The organism is Streptomyces toyocaensis (assembly GCF_000725125.1).
In the GTDB taxonomy this organism is placed as follows: domain Bacteria; phylum Actinomycetota; class Actinomycetes; order Streptomycetales; family Streptomycetaceae; genus Streptomyces; species Streptomyces toyocaensis.
The window spans coordinates 77,998-97,787 of the sequence record NZ_JFCB01000021.1 but is presented as its reverse complement, the minus strand read 5'-3'; the positions used below and the strand labels follow the sequence as shown (position 1 = coordinate 97,787).

Genomic DNA, 19,790 nt, shown 5'->3' with positions numbered 1-19,790 from the left:
CGGCTCAGCGGGGACCGCGCGAGGCCCTGACCAGCGCGTCGAACAGGCGCTGCTGAGCGGGGTCCTCGCGTGCCGTGTCCTCCGGGTGCCACTGCACGGCCACGAACCAGCCGCCGGCTTCGGCCGCTTCCACGGCCTCGATCGTGCCGTCGGCGGCCCGCGCGGTGACCGCGAGCCCGTCTCCCAGCCGGTCGACGTGCTGGTGGTGATAGCAGGACGCCTCCACCTTGTCGGTCCCGGTGGCACCTGCCACGACGGACCCGGGGGTGAGGGTCACCGGGTGTCCGACGTGCCGGTGCTCCCGCCCCGGACCGCCCATGTCCTGGTGCAGGGTGCCGCCCAGAGCCGTGTTGACCACTTGCAGGCCACGGCAGATCGCCAGCAGCGGCAGCCCCAGCGCGAGTGTCTGCCGGGCCGTCTCCAGGTCGAAGGCGTCCTGTTCGTCGTCCACGTCGTAGACGGCCTCGTGTGCCTCGTCGGCCCCGTAGCGGTGGGGTGCGAGGTCGCCGCCGCCGGGGAGCAGGATGCCGTCGAAGCGGGCGAGGCGGGCGGCGGTCTCCGCCGGGTCGCAGGTGCCGCCGGGAGCGTGCGGATGGATGGTGACGGGTTCGCCGCCGGCCCGCCAGACCGCCTCCGTCAGGGCCCGGGCGTTGACCTCGGCCGCATACCGCAGGGCCGAGGCGGTGGCGGAGAAGCGGGCCGGGACGGCGATGAGGGGGCGGTGGGTACGGGTCACAGCTGGATCCACGTGGTCTTCAGTTCCGTGTACTTCTCCAGGGCATGGGCGGACTTGTCGCGTCCGTTGCCCGACTGCTTCATGCCTCCGAAGGGCACCGTCAGGTCGCCCTCCTCGTAGCAGTTCACCCAGACCGTGCCGGCCTTCAGGGCGCGCGAGACCCGGTGGGCGGTGGACAGGTCGGAGGTCCACAGGCCGGCGGCGAGTCCGTACTCGGTGGCGTTGGCGAGGGCCACCGCCTCGCCGAGGTCGTCGAAGGTGAGGACGGACAGGACGGGGCCGAAGATCTCTTCACGCGCCAGCCCGCTGTGCGCGTCGACGCGGTCGAAGACGGTGGGCGAGAGGTACACGCCCCCGGTTTCGGGCAGGACGCGGTCTCCCCCGGTGCGGAGCCGGGCGCCGGCGTCCACGCCGGCGTGGATGTGGCCCAGCACCCGGTCGAGGTGGTCCGGGCCGACCAGCGCGCCCATCTCGGTGGCCGGGTCGAGGGGGTCACCGACGCGCAGTGCGCGGGCCCGCTCGACGACCGCCTCGGTGACCTGTTCGGCGACGGAGGAGTGGACCAGCAGCCGGGAGGGGGCGGTGCACATCTCGCCCTGGTTGAAGAAGATGCCCCAGGCGGCCGTGGCGGCGGCCCTCTCCAGGTCGGGGGCGTCGGGCAGGATGATGTTGGGTGACTTGCCGCCCAGTTCGAGCCAGACCCGCTTGAGGTTGGAGTCGGCGGAGTAGCGCAGGAAGTGCCGGCCGACGGCGGTGGAGCCGGTGAAGGCCAGCACGTCGACGTCGGGATGGAGGCCCAAAGCCTTCCCGGCCACCGGTCCGTTGCCGTTGACGACGTTGAGAACGCCGGGCGGCAGCCCGGCCTCGACGGCGATGCGGCCGAGGTGCAGCGCGGACAGGGGCGAGTTCTCCGACGGTTTGAGAACGACCGCGCAGCCGGCCGCGAGCGCGGGGGCGACCTTCCACCCCGCGAGCGTGAGGGGGAAGTTCCACGGCACGACGGCGCCCACGACGCCGGCCGGCTCCCGGGTGACGAGCGCGAGGGCGTCCGGTGCGGTGTGCGGGGACTCGTCGGTGAGTTTGTCGGCCAGTTGCCCGTACCAGCGGAAGGTGCCGATCAGGGCCCGCAGCTCGATGTCGTGGGCGTCGCCGATCGGCTTGCCCATCTCCAGACTCACGGTCAGGGCGAGGTCGGCCCGCCGCTCCTCGATCAGGTCGGCGATGCGCAGCAGGACCCGGCCGCGTTCGGCGGGCGCGAACCGCGGCCAGGGCCCGTCGTCGAAGGCCCGGCGGGCTGCCGCGACGGCCAGGTCGACCTCGGCCGCGCCACCGTCGGCCACGTCGGCCAGCACCTGGCCGTCCCGCGACGAGACAACGGCGAAGGTGCCGCCTCCCCCGTGGTGGTCGGCGCCGTCGATGATGTGCGCGCCGGGAAACGCGAGCGTCTTGGCCCGGCGGATCCAGTCGTCTTGGGTGGCATCCACCGTCAGTCCTCGTTTCGTCATGGTTCGAGATGTGCGGTCGGGTCGGGAGCGGAGATGCGGGAGCGGGGTCACCGGACGCCCTCGGGCGACAGCACGACGAGGCGGTCAGCTCCCGGCCGAGTCTCCCGGGTCCTCGCTCAGTCCCTCCAGCAGCGCCCGAAGCTCCGACAGTGCCTCTTCGGTCACTTCTCGCTCACCGAAGACCAGCTGGTGCAGGACGAGACCCTCCAGCGCGGCGAAGACCAGCCGGGACAGCCCGCGGTCGACCGGCCGGGAGAGAACCCGGGAGAGCCGGCGCGTTGCGGAGTCGAAGTACTCCTCGTACAGGGCGCGCAGGTGGGGCATCAGTTCCGGCCTGCGCCGGGCCTCCAGGAGCAGTTCGTACTGGAACGCCTGGAGATCCGGTCCGGTCTCCACCATCTCCCCCAGGCCGGCGGCGAAGCCGTCCACCGTCTCCGTGCCGGTGTCGAGCGCGTTGACACGGAGCGAGGAACGGACGGCGTGGTCGACGGCCTCCGCGATGAGCGTGTCGCGGGAACCGAAGTGGTGGACGACCAGCCCATGGGTGACTCCGGCCTCCTCGGCGACGGCCCGGTAGGTCAGCTTGCGCAGACCACCCCTGGCCACCACCCGTACGGCGGCATCCAGCAGGGCGACCCGCCCCGTCCCGTAGTTCGTCACGCGCTTGCGGGTGCCGCGTTCGCCGGCGGGCTCGGCGGGATCGGTCATGCCGTCGAGCCTACCCGCGGCGTCCGGGTCAGCGCCTCGGTGCTCTGATGCCACGGAACTCCCAGTCGCCGCCGAGGGCGGTGGAGAGCACCTCCTCCGACTCGGTCGGCTGGGCTCCGACGTCGGTACGGACAGCGGTGGGGCCGGTGACGACGTGGTTGACGAGACGGCCGAGACCCTCGACCTCGACCTCGACGACGTCGCCTGGCCGGACGGGCCGGGAGCCGGCCGGTGTGCCGGACAGCAGGACGTCGCCGGGGAACAGGGTGATGGTGCGGGCGATGTCGGCGACGAGGTAGTGCATGTCCCAGGTCATCTCGTCGGTGGAGCCGTCCTGAACGACCTCGCCGTTGACGTAGGTCCGCAGCCGTTTGCCGTGGAAGTCCCAGTCGGTGACCAGACCGGGGCCGAGCGGGCAGAGGGTGTCGGAGCCCTTGACACGAAGCATGGACCCGGCGTCGGTGTCCCGGAAATCGTGCAGGCCGTAGTCGTTGGCCACGGTGTAACCGGCGATGTACTCCCCCGCCCGGGCCGGGGAGATGTTGCGCGCCGTCTTCCCGATGACGATGGCGACCTCCCCCTCGTAGTTGAGCCACTTGCAGCCCTCGGGCCGGACGATGGCGCCCTTGTGCGCGTTCAGGGCCGAGGTGGGCTTGTGGAAGTAGGTGGGGGTGTCCGTGAGATCGATCTGGAACTCGTCGACGCGGCTGCGGTGGTTGAGGTGGACGGCGATCACCTTCGTGGGGACCACCGGCGGCAGGTGCGTGGCGTCCTCGGTCCTCACGCGGCGTCCGTCCCCGGCAACGAGTTCGTCCCCGTCGACGACGACCTGCACGACGGCTCCGGCGAGGAGGATGCGGCGGTATTCGGGCATGTCGGGACTCCTCAGACGCGGCTGTGCGGGGTGTGGGGCGTGGGCAGACCGGTGCCGGTCCAGCCGTCGGCGGGGCGGTCGAACCAGAGCAGCACCTGGCCGGTGCCGACGGAGTTCTCGTACTCCCCGTACTGGCGGCCCTTCGCCATGCACGCCCGCTCGCCGAGGGCTCCGGCCATCATCAGGTAGTGGAAGAACTTCGCCTCCGGCTTGTACTTCCAGAACTCGTCCATGGTGTCGAGGACCCGGTCGTGGCGGCCCTCCTTGAACCAGGCGATGCGTTCCTCGTCGGCCGACCGTGCCTCGGGGGTGAAGATGTGGGCGGGGTCGCTGGCCTCGTGGTCGCGCAGTTCGCGCAGCGGCCAGAAGGTGTGCGACAGGGCGCCGGAGGCGATGATCAGGACGCGGCGGCCGGGGGTGGCGGCGATGCCGTCGGCCAGGGCCCTGCCGAGGCGCAGGTGGTCCTCCATGTCGCCGGTCTGGCAGACGCCGATGGTCACCCAGCGTTTGCCGGGCAGGCCCCGGCCGAGATACGTCCACAGGTTGGTGGTGGCGTAGTAGACCGGCAGGTACGCGTCGTCGATCGGAGTGATCCAGGTGCCGTGCCGGTCGGCGAACGCGGCTATTTGATGCGCGAGTTCGGGGTCGCCGGGGAAGTCGTAGGGCATGCGGCACATGCCGCGCGGCAGTTCCTCGGAGGTGAACAGGCCGGCCCGGCGGTCCTGCGCGGTGACGACGAACTCGACGGTGGTGGCCCAGTGGGAGTCCAGGACGACCACGGTGTCGTAGTCGTCGCGCTCGAAGACGTCCTCGCGCAGTCGGCGGAGACCGGTGACGAGGGTGATCTCCTTGCCCTCGTTGAGCTCCAGCCGGGTCTTCTCGGGGAGCACGATGGTGGGGACGTGGGCGAGCAGGCCCGCCCCGACGATCTCACCCATGGGCCTTCCATCCCTTCGGCGCGGTGACGGTGTTCTTGAGGTCGCAGTAGAAGTCGAAGCTCCAGTTGCCGCCCTCGCGTCCGACGCCGGACTGGCGGGAGCCGCCGAACGGAGCCTGGAGGTCGCGGACGAAGAAGCAGTTGACCCAGACGGTGCCCGCGACCAGCCGCGCGGTGACGCGTCCGGCGCGCTCGGGGTCACCGGTGGCGACGGTGGCGGCCAGGCCGAAACGGGTGTCGTTGGCGAGGCGGACGGCCTCGTCCTCGTCCGTGAAGGTCTGGAGTGTCAGAACGGGTCCGAAGACCTCTTCCTGAACGATCTCGGAGTCCTGGGCGACGTCGGTGAGCAGCGTGGGGGCGTAGTAGTGACCCTCGCCGCGATGAGCGCCGACGACCGCGCGTGCACCGGCCGCGAGCGCCCGCTGCACGAACCCGTCGATCTTGTCGAGCTGACGGGGATGGATGAGGGGACCGATGTCGGTGGCCTCGTCGCGCGGGTCACCCTGCCGGAGCCGGGACGCCTTGTCGGTGAACCGGCGGGTGAACTCAGCGGCGACGGTCTCCTCCACGAGAATGCGTGTGGCCGCCAGGCACACCTGCCCGGAGTTGTCGTACTGCTCGACGGCGAGGTCGACGGCGAGATCCAGGTCCGCGTCGGCGAAGACCAGCAGCGGGGACTTCCCGCCGAGTTCGAGGCTGAGCGGGGTGAGGTGGGCGGCGGCGGACGCGGCGATGTGCCTGGCGGTCGGCACTGACCCGGTGAAGCTGATACGGCGCACGTCGGGGTGCGCGGTGAGGGCGTCGCCGATCTCGGAGCCATAGCCCTGGACGACGTTGAGAACGCCGGCGGGGAGCCCGGCCCCGGCGGCTATGTCGGCGAGCAGCGAGGCGGTCAGCGGTGACCACTCGGCGGGCTTGAGGACCACGGTGTTGCCGGCGGCCAGCGCCGGGGCGACCTTCCAGGTCGCGAGCATCAAGGGGGCGTTCCAGGGGGTGATCAGGACGCAGGGGCCGGCCGGGTCCCAGGAGACATGGTTGGTGTGGCCGCGGGTGGTGAAGTCCTCGTGCTCCAGTTTCAGCAGCCAGTCGGCGAAGAAGCGGAAGTTGTGGGCGACGCGGGGCATGATGCCGTGGCGGTGGGAGCGCAGGAGGGCGCCGTTGTCGGTGGTCTCGACGATGGCGAGTTCTTCGGCGCGTTGGTCGACGCCGTCGGCGACGGCGCGCAGGATGCGGGCACGCTCGGCGCGGGGGGTGGCGGCCCAGCCGGGGAAGGCGGCCTTGGCGGCGGCGACGGCCGCCGCGCCCTCCGTCGCGGTGCCCCGGGAGATCTCACCCAGCCTGCTGCCGTCGATGGGTGACCGGTCGGTGAAGGTCTCGGTGGAGGCGACGCGTTCGCCGCCGATGAAATGCCGGGTGTCGACGGTGACTCCGGCGACGGTGGTGAGGTGTTCGCTCATGCCCTCTGGCTCCTGACGGTCGGTGCTGCACGGTGCGGCGCGGTCACTGGGCACCGGAAGTGTTCGACTCCAGCAGCCGGCCGCCGTCCCACACCACGCCGACCTGCCGGTAGTAGGCGGCGATCGGCTCGCGGACCTCCAGCCGGGCCAGTTCCTCCGTGGGTGCCTCGAACAGCTCCAGTTCGGCGTCGCCCACCCAGGGCCGGCCGCCCTCGAACGAGGCGGCGCCGGACTCGATCAGTTCGTCGAGCGCCAGGCCCTTGCCCTTCTCGATGGAGGGCAGCCAGCGGTGGTGGGCCATCGGGTGGCCGTTGACGAAGCCGTTGGTCTCGGAGGGCTCCCGCAGAGTGACGACGGCCTGGGCGAGGCGCCGGTCGGCGGCGGCGAGAGTGGCGCCGAAGCGGGCGCCCGCCTCGATGCGCGGCGCGGGTCCGTAGGGGTGCGGACGCGTCTGGTGGATGGAGCCGAGCTTCTTCGGGTAGCCCTGGTGCAGTCCGCGGGCGATGGCGAAGTCCTTGTCGACCCAGATGTGGACGCAGCGAGTGTAGGTCTGTTGCCGGTACTTGCAGCGGACGACCGCGAAGGCCTCCTTGTACTGGGCGAGCACCGGGTCGAGCAGTTCCTCTCCCGAGGCGGAGCAGGACTGCCAGTCCGCCCAGATCAGCGCGACCGCGCCGGGATCCTCGTCGGCGAGCTGAAGCGGCTCGGGCAGCAGCTCGCGCACGCGGGCCGGGTCGGTGCGGTACTCGATGGTGAGCAGGTCGCCGGAGTAGCGCCATGGCGGCGAGGGGATCAGCGATGAGGCGCCCGTCGCCGTCTTCGGGTGGAAGTATCCGCGGACAGTGGTCACTGGAGATTCCTTAGGCGGTTGCACGGAGCGGTCGGGTCGTGGGGGCGAACTGCCTGCGCGGTTCGGCCTCGACACCGGTGGGACGGCCGGTGAAACGTCGGACCAACTCGTTTGACTCCAAACAACATAGGAAGCGGCGGACGCCCGGTCAAGAGCTATCCGTATGGATAAATTTCTCGGGTGGGCCCCTTGTGTGAAGGCGGCGGCCCTCCCTACGGTGTGGCCCAGACAAGTGCGCGCCTCCTGCTGTCGCAGTCCGAAGCCGCCTTCCTCCCTCTTCCCCAGCGGCCCCCGAGCCCTGGGACGCGCCCCTTCCCCCGAGGAGACACCGGTGAGCGCATCCACCACCCCACCCGTCCGCCGCCAGATGGAGCGGCTGGCCTCCGAGGGCATCGACGTGGTCCGGGTGACCTATCCCGACCTCATCGGCACCGAACGGGCCCGGGACGTCCTGCTGGAACACCTGCCCGCGGCCTGCGACCACGGCCTCGCCTTCTGCCGCGCCGTGTACCACACCAGCCCCCAGGGCGACACCGTGCCCGTCTCCGGCGGCCTCGACGCCGGCATGCCCGACATCCGCGTCACCCCCGACCTCGGCACCCTGACCGCCCTGCCGTGGGAGCCCGGGGTCGCCACCTGCCTGGGCGACGTCACCGACCCGGCCACCGGACTGCCCGCCTCCGAGTCCCCCCGCGACCTCCTGCGCGCCGTCCTCGACCGGTGCCGCGAGCACGGCCTGCGTCCCGTGGTGGGCCCGGAGCTGGAGTACTTCCTGTGCGACGCGGCCCCCGACAGCACGCAGGGCTGGCGCCGCTACAGCGACGCCGAAGGCGCCGTGTACACCGCCGGCCTGCGCGCGGACGGCGACAACCACCTACTGCGCACCCTGCGCCACCTGCGCGGCCTGAACATCGGCGTCAGCAGCGGCAATCACGAGTTCGACGGCTCCCAGTTCGAGATCAACCTGACCCACTCGGACGCCATGGATGCCGCCGACCGCGCCTTCCGCTTCAAGGCGGCGGTCAAGGAACTGGCCCGCAAGGAGGGCCGCCTGGCCACCTTCATGGCCAAGCCCTTCAACGACGCGGGCGGATCCGGCTTCCACCTCCACCTGTCCTGCCTGGACGACGACGGCGGCAACGCCTTCGCCGAGACCGCGGCGCCGTACGGCCTGTCCGCCACCGCACGCCATGCGCTGGCCGGTGTCCTCGCCCATGCACCGGCGCTCACCGCGCTGGCCAATCCGACGGTCAACTCCTACAAGCGGTTCGGCCCCGACAGCCTCGCGCCCTGGCTGATCGACTGGGGCCTGGACAACCGCAGTGCGATGGTCCGGATCCCTCCCGAGCGCGGCTCCGGCACCCGCTTCGAACTGCGCCTGGGCGACGCGAGCGCCAACCCCTACCTGCTGATCGCCGGAACGGTCGCGGCGGCACTGCTGGGCGTACTGGCCGGTGCGGAGCCACCCGCTCCGCTGGAGGGGTACGGCTACGACGCCGCGAAGGCGGCCGTGCTGCCGATGAGTCTGCCCGCCGCCCTCGACGAGCTGGAGGCGGACACGGCACTGACCGAGGTGCTCGGCAAGGACTTCACCGCCTCCTACCTCACGTACAAGCGCGACGAGGTCGCACGCTTCCACCGGCACGTCACCGACTGGGAGTTCACCGAGTACGCGTACCACCTGTGACGCCGGAGGGCCCCGGACCACTGACGCCCCCGCTCCCCGCCGGTCGTACGGCGGGGGCCGGGGGCGTACTCGCCGGCCGTGCGGCGGGGACTCAGTCCGGGTCCCGGCGGAAGAACGTCTTGCCGGCGATCCGCCACACGCCGTCCTCCCGCACCAGGGAGAAGTGGTTGGTGAAGTCATGGCCCTGATAGCCGGACTCGTCGAGCACGGCGACCGCGACCTCGCCGCTCACCTCGACCGAGCGGATGGTGTAGGTGTACGCCGGGGTCCACTCGTCGGGGCGGGAATCGGCCCCGACCACGTCGCAGAACGCCTCGATCGGCGCGGAGACGAACTCCCGTCCCAGGTAGCCCCACATGTGCGCGTCCGGACGGAAGGCCGCCCGGACGGCCTCCGGGTCTGCGGCACTCACCGCCGCCACATAGGCTTCCACAGCGGATCGAACGTCGTCGTGTGCCGCGGTGCGGTCACTCATCTGCTTTTCCTCTCAGCTCGTTTCAGGGCGGGCCGTGTCACCCGTGGTGTATCCACACGCCCTTGGTCTCGGTGAACACGTCCAGTGCGTAGGAGCCCATCTCCCGCCCCCAGCCGCTGGTCCCGAACCCTCCCCAGGGCGCCGCCGGGTCGGGGACCGGCGGCATGTTGACGAACACCGCGCCCGCGTGGATGTCCGCCGCGAGCCGGTGGGCGGTGGACAGGTCCCGGGTCCAGACCGCGGCGGCCAGTCCGTACCGGGTGTCGTTGGCCCGCGCCGCCAGTTCGTCCTCGTCCTCGTAGGTGAGCACGGGCAGCACGGGACCGAAGACCTCCTGCCGGGCGATGGTCATGTCGTCACGCACGGCGGAGAAGACGGTGGGCCGGTAGAAGTTCCCGTGTTCCAGGGGGCCGTCGGCGCGCGCTCCTCCGGTGACCAGCTCGGCCCCCTCGGCGGTGCCCTGCTTCACCAGGGCGTCCACCCGACGCAGGTGCTCGTCGGTAACCAGCGGCCCCATCTGGGTGTCCGGGGACAGGCCGGGGCCCAGGCGCAGGGCGTCGACCGCGGCCGCGAGCTTCTCGGTGAACTCCTCCGCCCGGTGGCGGTCCACGTAGAAGCGGGAGTAGGCGGCGCAGACCTGCCCGCTGTTGAGCAGTGCTCCCCGCACATTGCCCTCAACGGCGGCATCGATGTCGGCGTCCCGGGCGATGACGCTGGGTGCCTTGCCGCCCAGTTCCAGGGTGACGCGCTTCAGATCGTTCGACGACGCCCGGACGATCTCCTGTCCCACCTCGGTCGAACCGGTGAAGGAGACCTTGTCCACCCGCGGGTGTTCCACGAGGGCCCGGCCGGTCGCGGGCCCGCCGGTGAGCAGGTTGACCACACCCGGGGGGAAGCCGGCTTCCTCGCACAGCCGCACGAGGTGCCCGGTGGTCAGCGGAGTCTGCTCGGCCGGCTTGAGTATCACGGTGTTGCCGCAGGCCAGGGCCGGTGCCACTTTCCAGGCAGCGATCATCAGCGGGAAGTTCCACGGAGTGATGAGCGCGCACACCCCCACCGGTTCACGACGGGTGAAGTGCAGCGTGCCGGGGAAGGAGACCGGGCTGACCGCTCCCTCGATCTTCGTGACCCAGCCCGCGTAGTAGCGAAAGTGCTCCGCGGCCCCCGCGACACTGACCCCGCGGGCCACCTCGAGAGGCTGCCCCTGGTCACGGGTCTCCAACTCCGCGAGTTCCGCGGCGTCGCGCTCGATCAGGTCGGCGACCCGCCACAGCAGCCGGGCACGCTCCGCCGCGGGCAGCCCGGCCCACGCCGGGTCGCGCAGCGCCCGCCGTGCCGCGTCGACCGCGGCGTCGGCCTCCGCCTGTCCGGCCTGGGCGCAGGTCCCGAGGACCTCCCCGGTGGCGGGGTCGCGGGTGGTGAACTCCGCCCCGTCCGCGGCGTCGGTCCACTCACCTCCGATGAAAAGCCTGCCTCGCACATCCATGGGAGGATCCTTCTTTCACATCTTCGTCATGGCCCGGAACGGGCATGGCCAGGGGCCCGGGACAGGTATGGGTCGACGGCCCGGACGGGCATGGGTGAGAGGGGCGCGGCCACGAGGGCACGCCCCGGGGACTGCCCGGTGAACGGATCAGTCGTCGAGGTTCCGCATCACCCGGTCGACGTAGGCGCGGTACTCCGGGATCAGCGCGCCGTCCGGGAACATCAGGGAGGTGACATTGGCCCCGATGGACACGCTGATGATCTCCCCCGCGAGCTCCGTCACCGCGGGCGCGTCGGCGCTCTCTCCCTTGCCGCGCGCGGCAGCGAGCCGTTCGGCGAGCCGCCGGCGCCAGTCGTGGAGGTGCTCGCGGTACAGCGTCGCGAGTTCCTCGTTGGCCACCGAGTGCTCCCACAGTGCGAGCAGCACACGGGCGGAGTCGATGCGGTACTGGTCCAGCGGCAACGTCGCCTCGAGGTCGTGACGCAGCGCCTCCCTCGGGTCGGGTGACGGACCGTCCGCACCCATCTGCTCGTTCATCTCCGCGAGCACGCTCTGGAACGTGGCCGCCACGATGCTGTCCTTGCTGGGGAAGTAACGCTTCAGCGCGCCGTTGGCGAAACCCGCCGCGGCGACGATGCTGCGCATGGTCGCGGCCTCGAAACCACCCTGGATGATGAGCTTCTTCGCGACTGCGACGATCTCCCGCCGCCGCTGATCGTGGTCGATAATCTTCGGCATAGTCTTCCCTACGGTACTGGCGTTGTGGCCGGTGCACGAAGAGCGAGCCAGCTCCGTCTGCGCCCGGCCTGCCGGGCCGGGTCGGCGACCGGAGAGGCGAGGAGCAACCGCTGGGTGTAAGGGTGTTCGGGGTTGCGCGTGACCGTCTCGTTCGGTCCGGTCTCGACACATTCTCCCTGGTACATCACCGAGACACGGTGGCAGATGCGGCGTACCACGCCCAGGTCGTGCGACACGAAGAGGTAGGAGACACCGGTCTCCCGCTGGATGTCGATGAACAGGTCGATCACCGCCGCCTGCGTGGTCAGGTCCAGCGCGCTGACCGGTTCGTCGCAGACGATGAGCCGTGGGCGGCGCACCAGCGCGCGGGCGATGGCGATGCGCTGGCGCTGGCCGCCGGAGAACTCGCTGGGATAGCGCGTCACGGTGTCCGCGGGGAGGCGGACGTGGTCGAGCATCTCGGCCACCGTCGTCCGCGCTTCGGCCCGGCCGGTACCCGAGGCGGTGAGGGGCTCGGCGAGGATCTGCCCGACGGTCATCGTCGGGTCGAGCGAACCGTAGGGGTCCTGGAAGACCACCTGGAGGTCGGCCGCCAGGCGGCGGCGGGCGGCTCCCTTGAGGTGGGTGATGTCGCGGCCGGCGAAGCGGATGCTGCCGGAGGCGACCTCGGCCAGCCCGAGGATGGCCTTGCCGAGCGTCGATTTGCCCGATCCGCTCTCCCCGACGAGTCCCACGCACTCGCCCGCCCCGATGGTCATCGAGACGCCCTTGAGCGCGCGGAAGGTGGTGCGGCCGCGCCGGTAGTCCACCACCACGTCGTCCACTTCGAGCAGCGGCGCGGCCTGCGAGTCCGTTCTCACGTGTGCGGATTCCTCTTTCATGTGTGCACCTTCTGTCCGGCCTCGTGCCACGCCGCGTCCAGATCGTCGCGGCTCTCGCTGTCGTCCTGCGAGGCGTGGATGAGCTCCGCGGTGTACGGGTCGGCGGGCTCGGCGAAGATCTGCCCGACCGTACCGGACTCGATGATCCGGCCGTCCTTCATGACCACGACCCGGTCGCAGATGTCGGCGACCACACCGAAGTTGTGCGTGACGATGACGAGCGCCATGCCGTACTCCTGCTGCAGTTCACGCAGCAGTTCCAGCACCTCGGCCTGGACCGTGACGTCCAGTGCCGTGGTCGGCTCGTCGGCGACCAGCAGGTCCGGCTTGCCCGCCACCGCGCCCGCGATGAGGACCCTCTGCGCCATACCGCCTGAGACGTGGTGCGGGTAGGAGGCCATCACCCGGTCGGGGTCGGTGATGCCGACCCGCAGGAGAACCTCGCGTGCCCGGTCCCGGGCCTGCGCCTTGGTCAGCTTGTGCACCGCTCGTAGGGGTTCGACGAGCTGGTGGCCGATCGTGTAGCAGGGGTCGAGGTTGCTCATCGGCTCCTGGGGCACGTAGCCGACACGGGTGCCCAGCAGGGCGTGTCGTTCGGCGCGCGAGAGACCGCCGGCCTCCCGGCCGCCGATCCAGATGCCGTCGGCACTCGAACGGCCGTCCTGAGACAGCAGGTCCAGCGCCGAGAACATCGTCTGTGACTTGCCGGACCCCGATTCACCGACGATGCCGAGCACTTCACCGGGTGCGACGTCCAGGCAGACGCCGCGCACGACCTCCTTGTCGCCGTGCGCGGTGGCGTAGGTGACGCGGAGGTTGTCGATCCGCAGCGCGCTCCGCTCGACGGTGTGGACCAGTGCGCCGCTGCTCGCGGGCGTTTCGGCGTCCACCGCATGCCGGCCGGCCGGAGCGGTACGGCGTCGGCGGGCCGGCTCGGTGCGCACGCTCACCAGATCGGCGAGGGTCGATCCTATGAAGGCGAGCGCGGCGATGGTGATGCCCAGCGCGAGCGAGGGCCACAGGAGGATCAGCGGGTGCGTCCCCATGGTGCGGAACCCGTCGTTCATCATCTGCCCCCAGTCGGGGGCCGACGCGGTGCCCACGCCGAGGAACTGCAGGCCGGTCTGCATGCCCATCGCGACGCCCGCGGTGAGCGCGGACTGGATGATGACGGGCGCGTGGACGGCGCGCAGCATGTGCGCGTGCAGGATCCGGGCGTGCGTGAGCCCGGCGACACGGGCGGCGTCGACGTAGGGCTCTCTGCGCACGGCGAGTGCCCGGGAACGGGAGATCCGGTAGTAGCCCGGCGTCATGAACACGCCGACCGTCACCATGAGCACCGTGAAGTCGGCTCCGGTGCCCGCGGCGACGATGAGCAGGACGATCATGCCGGGCACGGACTGGACGGCGTCGCTGATCCACGAGCAGATCCGGTCGGCCGCTCCGCCGAAGTACCCGGCGGCCACGCCCGCGGGCACCCCGATCCCGACCCCCACCAGGCACGCGATGGCGGCGCCGTACACCGTCGTGCGCGCGCCGTACAGCAGCCGGCTGAAGATGTCCCGGCCGGCGGAGTCGCCACCCATCAGGTGCTCCGCGCCGGGCGGGGCCTGGGTCAGGGTGAAGTCGACGAGGTTGGGATCGTGCGGAGCGAGGAGCGGGGCGAACAGGCCCGTGAGGACGACGAGGAGGAGCACCGCCAGGGCGGTGACGCCGAGTGGACGGTGCAGGAAGCGCCGCCACAGGCTGAGCTCGGCCCGGACGGGAGCGCCCGGCGCACGGAGTGCGGCGTCGGTCATATCTCACGCACCTTCGGGTTGATCCACCCGAGCACGAGGTCGAGCAGGAAGTTGATGAGGACGACGAAGACGACCGTCACGGCGGTCAGCCCGAGCAGGATGGGGATGTCGCCGATCTGGGAGGCCGACTGGGTGAGGCTGCCGATGCCCGGGAGGTTGAAGATGATCTCGACGACGATCGCACCGCCGAGCAGTCCGACGAACATCACCGCGAGCACGGTCAGCGCGGCGGGCGAGGCGTTGCGCAGCACATGAAGGGTCACGCGGCGCGAGGACAGCCCGCGGGCCCGGAGGGTACGGACGAAGTCCTGTCGGTTGACCTCGACGAATCCGTTGCGGAGCTGTTCGGCGATCATCACGATCGCGGCCAGCGCCAGGGCGACCGACGGCAGAGTGATGGAGCTCAGCCACGCGGAGGGGGACTGGGTCAGAGGGACGTAGCCGACCGCGGGGAACCACTTGAGCCGGACCGCGAACGTCATGACGAGGACGAGGCTGACCCAGAATCCCGGGAGGGCGAACAGGACCACCGACGCGAGCTTCAGCACGTGGGCGAGGTGTCCGCCCGGACGCAGCCCGGTGGTGATACCGACGGCGGTCCCGACCACGGCCGCGAGGAGCGTGGCGCTCACCACGACCGACAGGGTGACCGGTACGCGCAGGGCGATCTGGTCCGAGACCGGCTGGAAGTTGCGCCACGAGGTACCGAAGTCGCCGCTGAGCGCGTGGGAGAACCAGTCCCAGTACTGCGCCAGGATCGGCCGGTCCAGGCCGAGCCGCTCGTGCAGCGCCGCCCGCTGAGCCGGGGTGGCGTTGTTGCCGAGCAGGCCGGCGGTGGGATCGCCGATGGCCAGGTGTGCCAGGAAGAAGGTGGCGGAGGTGACGACGAGCAGCAGGACTATCCCCGACAGCAGTCGCCGGATGGTGAATCTGATCATGTGAGGGCCCCTCTGGGAGCGGGGCCGCCCGGCTGCCGGGCGGCCCCGCCGGTACTAGCCGGCCTGAATGAACCGAAGGGTCGGGTACATCATTCCGGTGATCGGGGTCACCTTGATGCCCTTGACGCTGAAGTACGTGTTGTTCGCCTGGTACCAGACGTTGTTCCAGGCCTGCTCGATGATCTCTTCGTTGAGGTCACGGATCGGGGGGACCTGCGCCTCGCCCGTCGCCGCTTCGACCTTGCCCACGAGCTCCTTGACCGTGGGGAAGTCCTCGACCGAGGGGTTCGGGTTGAACCACTGCTGCGACGTGATCTGGCTGTCCACCGACGCCGCCGGGTTGGAGTCCATGGCCAGGACGGCGACGAACATCGGGTAGGTGGCGGCGTTCTTCTGGTAGTCGGCCGGAGACAGGTTCTTCCACGTCACCTTGATGCCGAGCTTGCCCAGGGTCTGCTGGACGGACGGCTGCCACGGCTGGAAGATCGACGACATCGGCATCGTCACCTCGAAACCGTCGGGGTAGCCGGCCTCGGCCATGAGCTTCCTGGCCTTGTCCATGTCGAACGCGTACCGGTCGTCGAGGGACTGGTCGTAGACCCCCCGGCCGACGGGGAACACCTGGTTGGTCGCCGATCCGGCGCCCTGACCCACGGACTTCAGCATGGCCGCGCCGTCGAAGGCGTGGTTGATGGCCCGCCGCACCCTGATGTCGCCCAGGGGCTTGAGCTCCTTGCCCGTGCGGTCGGTGAACTGGATGCCCACCCAGGTGGCGACGTCGGAGGCGACGTTCCAGCCCTGCTGCTTGGCCCGGGGGATGTCCGTGGCGTTGGCGTAGGCGATGTCGAGCTGGCCGGAGAGCATCGCGTTGAAGCTCGCGGTCGGGTCGGCGATCGGCAGCACGTGCACCGCGCCGAACGGGTAGGTCCTCTTGTCCCAGTGCTCGGACTTCTTGGTGAAGACGTACTCCGACCCCGGTGACGACTTGCCCTTGTCGTAGGTGTAGGGACCCGAGCCGACGGGTGCGGTGGCGAGCGACTTCGCCTTGATCGCCGTCGGCGAGGCCATCCAGCTGCGGCCCAGCCCCATGTAGTAGAGGAGGGCGTCGTCCTTCTTCTTGAGCTGGAGGGTGACGGTGTCCTCGTCGACCTTCTTGATACCGGTGACGTTCGCGTACGTCTGCCCGGACCGGACTCCGGCCTTGAGGTGCTCGAGGTTCTGGACCGCGGCATCGGCGTCGAAGACCGCGCCGTCGCTGAACTTCACCCCGGAGCGCAGCTCCAAGGTGAGGGTCCGGCGGTCCTTGGAGTACGTCCACGACTCGGCGAGAGCGGGAATGGGCTGGGACATGTCGTCCAGGGCGATCAGCGGGTCGTAGAGGGCCGACAGGTAGGGGCCGTCGAAGCCGATGTCGGCCTGGGCCGGGTCCCAGGAGGTGACGTCGAGGAGCGTACCGATCTTGATATCCTCGGGGGTGTCACTGTCTGAAGTGGAAGCGGTGTTCGTACAAGCGGCCATCGCCAGTGCGACGACCGCGACAAGGCTGGCTCGCCAGATTCTCTTCATGGAATCTTCTCTCGAGTAAGAGGGGCTGGTGCCGGATCGATCCGGCGAGGGGACATTGGCCTGTCGCCTCGCCGTCGCAGCCCTCGGCCCACGGGTTGAGAGCGAGTGCGGGAAAGAGTTTCCCTACACGCCACCTCACGCGTCGTGGCCGTTAGTCTACGATCGTCGGCGAAAAACGCAATGGCCCCGCCGCAGCCAATTGGCGAGCGGCAGGGCCAAGGTCCCGGCGGGGGCTGCCGAAGGGTCCGGCCGGGGTGAAGAAAGGTCCGTCAGACCGCCTCGGCGACCACGACCCGGGGGCTTCCCGGCAGCGCGATCACCTCGCGCCGGCGCCAGCCCGACGCCTCCAGCCACGCGGTGACCTCGGACTCCGGGTAGACGACCGTGCCGTCGATGACGAAGTACTCACCGGCGTGCAGCGCGTCGATCGGGCGCTGCCGGTCGTCGTCGTCCAGCAGGAAGTCCAGCAGGAGCAGCGTCGCGCCGGGGCGGGCCGCGGCGCGGGCGCCGGCGAGAATGGCGCGGTTCTGCTCGGCGGTGAAGCGGTGGATCACGTGGTTGACCATGACGAGGTCGTGGTCGCCGCCCGGCTGGGCCGTGTCCGTCGGTGCGGGGTCGATCCGGGCCCGGTCCGTGAGGCCGGCCGCCGCCAGCGCCGCGGCCACGGACTCCGTGGAGGCCGGGTCGAAGACGAAGCGGGCCGAGAGGTCGGGGTTGGCCCGCAGGGCGCCGATGGCGAAGTCCGGAGAGAGTCCGCCGAGGTCGAGCATGTCGCGGTAGGGCCCGAAGTCGAAGGACCGGGCGAGCATGGCGGCGTGCAGCGCGTTGTAGCGCATGACTCCGGCCATGAACGTCCCCCACCGCTCCTCGTTCATGTCCAGCTCACCGGGCTTGGTGGTGTCGACGGTGGTGTCGAACTGCAGCCAGTGGCCGTAACTGATCTCGTTCAGGAAGGCGAGGAAGGGGTGCAGATCGAGATCGCCCTCGCCCGTCAGGTGGGCGGCGGCGTCCGGCGCGAGCCGGTAACGGCCGTCGCGGCGCTCCAGCAGTCCCAGTCCGTTCATGGCGTCGGCGAGGATCCGGGCCATCCGCTCGCTGAGACCGGTCGCCGTGGCCAGCTCGGCCACGTCACGCTCGCCTTCGGCGAGGGCACGGAAGACACCGGTGCGCGCGGCGGCGAAGAGCTGCTTGGCTCCCATGTACCCGATCGCGATGTCGACGATCCGGTCGGGCGTGGCGGACGTGCTGGATACGGTCATGAGGTCCTCCTGAATGTTGTCGTACGACTGTTGAGCGGGGTGGCGGCCGTCGGCCCGGTCACCAGGTGCCGTCCGCGGCGACGTCGCGGTCGAGCCACAGGTCCGCCACCGCCTGCCGTAGCGTGGTCGCTCCCACCCGGTCCAGCAGGGCAACCGCTCCGGCGTTGTCCTCCAGCTGCGCCTGCCTGGACACGCCGACCAGGACGTTCGCGGTCGCGGGGTTGGCCAGGCAGAAGGCGATGCCCAGCCGCGCGGGCGTGGTGCCGAACTCGTCGGCAAGCCGTCGCACCTCGCCGTAGGACTCGGCGATGCGCTCCCGGATGCCGCCGACATCGGCACCGATCTTGCGGTCCGGACGGAGGTTGCCGACCAGGATGCCGCCCTCGAAGACATCGGACGCCTGGAGGGCGAGCTCGCCGGAGTCGAAGAGCGGGGCGTAGTAGCGGCCTTCGGCCATCGACCTGCGGACCAGGCCGTACTTGAGCTGGGCGAAGGCCGGCGGCACGAGTCCCCGATCGCGCGCGATGTCGATCGCCGCGCGCAGGTCGGGGTACCGCCAGTTGTTCACGCCCCAGGTGGTGAACCGGCCCGCGTCGATCTGCTCGGCGACGTCGGTGACGACCCGCTCCACATCGAGGTCGCCGAAGTAGTCGCCGACGACGACCATGTCGGCGCGCTCGACTCCGACCCGCTCCAGTGACGTCTCCATCTGCTGGGTGAAGCCGGTGGCCGGGTAGTCCCAGAGCCAGAGCTTGCCGCAGAACTGCCAGTCGGCACGCGCCAGACCGGCCTCCCGCACGGCGCGCCCGAAGATCAGGTCGGTGCGGGCGTTCTCCGCGTGCGGGCCCATGTTGTAGTGCGCGACGTCGAAGAAGGCGCAGCCGAGCCCGGCGGCCCGCGCGACCAGTGACACGGCGTCGTCGAAATCCATCCGGTCCCAGGTGTTCCAGGACCCCAGTGCCAGCACCGGTACCTCGGGGCCACCGGACCCCAACCGACGGCGGGGCACGGACTGTTCAGCGCTCAAAGCTCCTCCCGAAGCCTCGGCTTTTTTGTCTACGCTTGTATACTATAAAGCGGACGCCGTGACAAAGGTCTCGGCGCGAGGGGAGAAATGATGAAGCGCACACGCACCGTCCTCGTCACCGGCGGGGCGGGCGGGATCGGCCGGGCGGTGGCCGCGGCCTTCACGGCGGCGGGCGACACCGTGGTGATCGCCGACCGGGACGCACAGCGCGTCGGGGAGACGGCCGAGGCCCTCGGCGTCCACAGCCGGGTTCTCGACATCACCGACGCGGCCTCCGTCAAGCGCGAACTCGACTCGGTACAGGCTGAGTTGGGTCCGGTCGAAGTACTGGTGAACAACGCGGGCCTGCTCACGGTCCACGGCGCACTCCTGGACCTGCCCGGCGACGACCTGGACACCATCCTGCGCACCAACGTGGTCGGCACGTTCCGGATGACCCAGCAGGTGGCCCGCCGGATGGTCGACGCCGGCGTCGCCGGGGCGATCGTCAACATCTCCTCGATCGGCGGCAGGCAGCCCACGCCGGGCATGGGCGGCTACGAGAGCAGCAAGGCCGCCGTGGACGCGCTCACCCGCTGGGCCGCGATCGAGCTGGCCGAGCACGGCATCCGCGTCAACGCCGTGGCACCCGGCCCGGTCCTCACCGAGATGATCGCCGTCGGCATGCCGGAGGGTTCGCCCCAGCGCCAGGCGTGGGAAGGCCGCATTCCGCTGCGCAGGCTCGCGGCCATGGACGACGTCGCGGCGGCGGCCGTCTTCCTCGCCGGCGACACCGCCGCGCACATCACCGGCATCAGCCTGCCGGTCGACGGCGGCCAGCTGCTCACCTGACCGCGGCCGGCCGCCCGTCCAGGGCCTGTGCCGGGG

Annotated in this window: 18 protein-coding genes; 2 read left to right on the top strand and 16 right to left on the bottom strand. The window is 70.6% G+C overall.

Annotated elements, in window-relative coordinates; translation table 11 throughout:
- Positions 1–4: 4 nt before the first annotated feature.
- From BU52_RS21805 to BU52_RS21775, 7 genes are all read right to left on the bottom strand, one after another.
- The gene (locus BU52_RS21805) at positions 5–736 is read right to left on the bottom strand and encodes a gamma-glutamyl-gamma-aminobutyrate hydrolase family protein (RefSeq protein ID WP_037936998.1); all 732 of its coding nucleotides are present in this window, start codon (positions 734–736) and stop codon (positions 5–7) included.
- Positions 733–2,241 carry an aldehyde dehydrogenase gene (locus tag BU52_RS21800; RefSeq protein ID WP_051858451.1) on the bottom strand — a complete coding sequence of 503 codons (1,509 nt, stop codon included), beginning with the start codon at positions 2,239–2,241 and terminating at the stop codon, positions 733–735. Before BU52_RS21800 ends, BU52_RS21805 begins: the two co-directional genes overlap by 4 nt.
- An 84-nt stretch (positions 2,242–2,325) precedes the next feature.
- Positions 2,326–2,949 (bottom strand): TetR/AcrR family transcriptional regulator, encoded by a 624-nt coding sequence (locus BU52_RS21795; RefSeq protein ID WP_037936996.1) that lies wholly within the window; start codon positions 2,947–2,949, stop codon positions 2,326–2,328.
- Between the two features lie 28 nt (positions 2,950–2,977).
- A complete protein-coding gene (locus tag BU52_RS21790; RefSeq protein ID WP_037936994.1) occupies positions 2,978–3,823 on the bottom strand; it encodes a fumarylacetoacetate hydrolase family protein in 846 nt (281 codons plus the stop codon).
- Positions 3,824–3,834: 11 nt separating this feature from the next.
- Complete coding sequence (locus BU52_RS21785; RefSeq protein WP_037936992.1) at positions 3,835–4,761, bottom strand: 3,4-dihydroxyphenylacetate 2,3-dioxygenase; 927 nt, start codon at positions 4,759–4,761, stop codon at positions 3,835–3,837.
- Complete coding sequence (locus BU52_RS21780) at positions 4,754–6,217, bottom strand: aldehyde dehydrogenase (RefSeq protein WP_037936990.1); 1,464 nt, start codon at positions 6,215–6,217, stop codon at positions 4,754–4,756. Before BU52_RS21780 ends, BU52_RS21785 begins: the two co-directional genes overlap by 8 nt.
- 43 nt (positions 6,218–6,260) lie before the next feature.
- Positions 6,261–7,067, bottom strand: a complete 807-nt coding sequence (locus tag BU52_RS21775; RefSeq protein WP_037936987.1) for an acetoacetate decarboxylase family protein — start codon at positions 7,065–7,067, stop codon at positions 6,261–6,263.
- 331 nt (positions 7,068–7,398) lie between these two features.
- Here BU52_RS21775 and BU52_RS21770 point away from each other — a divergent pair, with 331 nt between their 5' ends.
- Positions 7,399–8,754: a glutamine synthetase family protein gene (locus BU52_RS21770; RefSeq protein ID WP_037936985.1), complete on the top strand. Its 1,356-nt coding sequence runs from the start codon at positions 7,399–7,401 to the stop codon at positions 8,752–8,754.
- Between the two features lie 91 nt (positions 8,755–8,845).
- Here the strand turns inward: BU52_RS21770 and BU52_RS21765 are convergent, their stop codons facing one another.
- The 9 genes from BU52_RS21765 to BU52_RS21725 all read right to left on the bottom strand — a co-directional run bounded on the left by BU52_RS21765 (position 8,846) and on the right by BU52_RS21725 (position 18,923).
- On the bottom strand, positions 8,846–9,229 hold the full coding sequence (locus BU52_RS21765) for a nuclear transport factor 2 family protein (RefSeq protein ID WP_037936981.1): 384 nt from the start codon (positions 9,227–9,229) through the stop codon (positions 8,846–8,848).
- Between the two features lie 37 nt (positions 9,230–9,266).
- Positions 9,267–10,715 carry an aldehyde dehydrogenase family protein gene (locus tag BU52_RS21760; RefSeq protein WP_037936979.1) on the bottom strand — a complete coding sequence of 483 codons (1,449 nt, stop codon included), beginning with the start codon at positions 10,713–10,715 and terminating at the stop codon, positions 9,267–9,269.
- Between the two features lie 147 nt (positions 10,716–10,862).
- Positions 10,863–11,453 carry a TetR/AcrR family transcriptional regulator gene (locus BU52_RS21755; protein ID WP_037936975.1) on the bottom strand — a complete coding sequence of 197 codons (591 nt, stop codon included), beginning with the start codon at positions 11,451–11,453 and terminating at the stop codon, positions 10,863–10,865.
- A gap of 8 nt (positions 11,454–11,461) precedes the next feature.
- A complete protein-coding gene (locus BU52_RS21750; protein WP_037936973.1) occupies positions 11,462–12,313 on the bottom strand; it encodes an ATP-binding cassette domain-containing protein in 852 nt (283 codons plus the stop codon).
- Between the two features lie 17 nt (positions 12,314–12,330).
- Positions 12,331–14,133, bottom strand: a complete 1,803-nt coding sequence (locus BU52_RS21745) for a dipeptide/oligopeptide/nickel ABC transporter permease/ATP-binding protein (RefSeq protein WP_037936971.1) — start codon at positions 14,131–14,133, stop codon at positions 12,331–12,333.
- Positions 14,130–15,071, bottom strand: coding sequence for an ABC transporter permease (locus BU52_RS21740; protein WP_037936968.1), 942 nt, complete (start codon positions 15,069–15,071; stop codon positions 14,130–14,132). The genes BU52_RS21745 and BU52_RS21740 overlap by 4 nt, the downstream gene beginning before the upstream one ends.
- Positions 15,072–15,125: 54 nt before the next feature.
- Positions 15,126–16,637: an ABC transporter substrate-binding protein gene (locus BU52_RS21735; RefSeq protein ID WP_037936966.1), complete on the bottom strand. Its 1,512-nt coding sequence runs from the start codon at positions 16,635–16,637 to the stop codon at positions 15,126–15,128.
- A gap of 269 nt (positions 16,638–16,906) precedes the next feature.
- Positions 16,907–17,896: a methyltransferase family protein gene (locus BU52_RS21730; protein ID WP_037936964.1), complete on the bottom strand. Its 990-nt coding sequence runs from the start codon at positions 17,894–17,896 to the stop codon at positions 16,907–16,909.
- Between the two features lie 58 nt (positions 17,897–17,954).
- Complete coding sequence (locus BU52_RS21725) at positions 17,955–18,923, bottom strand: aldo/keto reductase (RefSeq protein WP_235216391.1); 969 nt, start codon at positions 18,921–18,923, stop codon at positions 17,955–17,957.
- Positions 18,924–19,010: 87 nt separating this feature from the next.
- Between BU52_RS21725 and BU52_RS21720 the strand changes: the two genes are divergently transcribed.
- On the top strand, positions 19,011–19,754 hold the full coding sequence (locus BU52_RS21720) for an SDR family NAD(P)-dependent oxidoreductase (protein ID WP_235216390.1): 744 nt from the start codon (positions 19,011–19,013) through the stop codon (positions 19,752–19,754).
- Positions 19,755–19,790: the final 36 nt, after the last annotated feature.

Bases quoted from the DNA above. Each gene is read 5' to 3' on its own strand.
- BU52_RS21730 (WP_037936964.1), bottom strand. From the start codon at position 17,896: ATGACCGTATCCAGCACGTCCGCCACGCCCGACCGGATCGTCGACATC.
- BU52_RS21765 (WP_037936981.1), bottom strand. From the start codon at position 9,229: ATGAGTGACCGCACCGCGGCACACGACGACGTTCGATCCGCTGTGGAA.
- BU52_RS21785 (WP_037936992.1), bottom strand. From the start codon at position 4,761: ATGGGTGAGATCGTCGGGGCGGGCCTGCTCGCCCACGTCCCCACCATC.
- BU52_RS21720 (WP_235216390.1), top strand. From the start codon at position 19,011: ATGATGAAGCGCACACGCACCGTCCTCGTCACCGGCGGGGCGGGCGGG.
- BU52_RS21800 (WP_051858451.1), bottom strand. From the start codon at position 2,241: ATGACGAAACGAGGACTGACGGTGGATGCCACCCAAGACGACTGGATC.
- BU52_RS21745 (WP_037936971.1), bottom strand. From the start codon at position 14,133: ATGACCGACGCCGCACTCCGTGCGCCGGGCGCTCCCGTCCGGGCCGAG.
- BU52_RS21755 (WP_037936975.1), bottom strand. From the start codon at position 11,453: ATGCCGAAGATTATCGACCACGATCAGCGGCGGCGGGAGATCGTCGCA.
- BU52_RS21790 (WP_037936994.1), bottom strand. From the start codon at position 3,823: ATGCCCGAATACCGCCGCATCCTCCTCGCCGGAGCCGTCGTGCAGGTC.
- BU52_RS21735 (WP_037936966.1), bottom strand. From the start codon at position 16,637: ATGAAGAGAATCTGGCGAGCCAGCCTTGTCGCGGTCGTCGCACTGGCG.
- BU52_RS21780 (WP_037936990.1), bottom strand. From the start codon at position 6,217: ATGAGCGAACACCTCACCACCGTCGCCGGAGTCACCGTCGACACCCGG.
- BU52_RS21795 (WP_037936996.1), bottom strand. From the start codon at position 2,949: ATGACCGATCCCGCCGAGCCCGCCGGCGAACGCGGCACCCGCAAGCGC.
- BU52_RS21740 (WP_037936968.1), bottom strand. From the start codon at position 15,071: ATGATCAGATTCACCATCCGGCGACTGCTGTCGGGGATAGTCCTGCTG.
- BU52_RS21760 (WP_037936979.1), bottom strand. From the start codon at position 10,715: ATGGATGTGCGAGGCAGGCTTTTCATCGGAGGTGAGTGGACCGACGCC.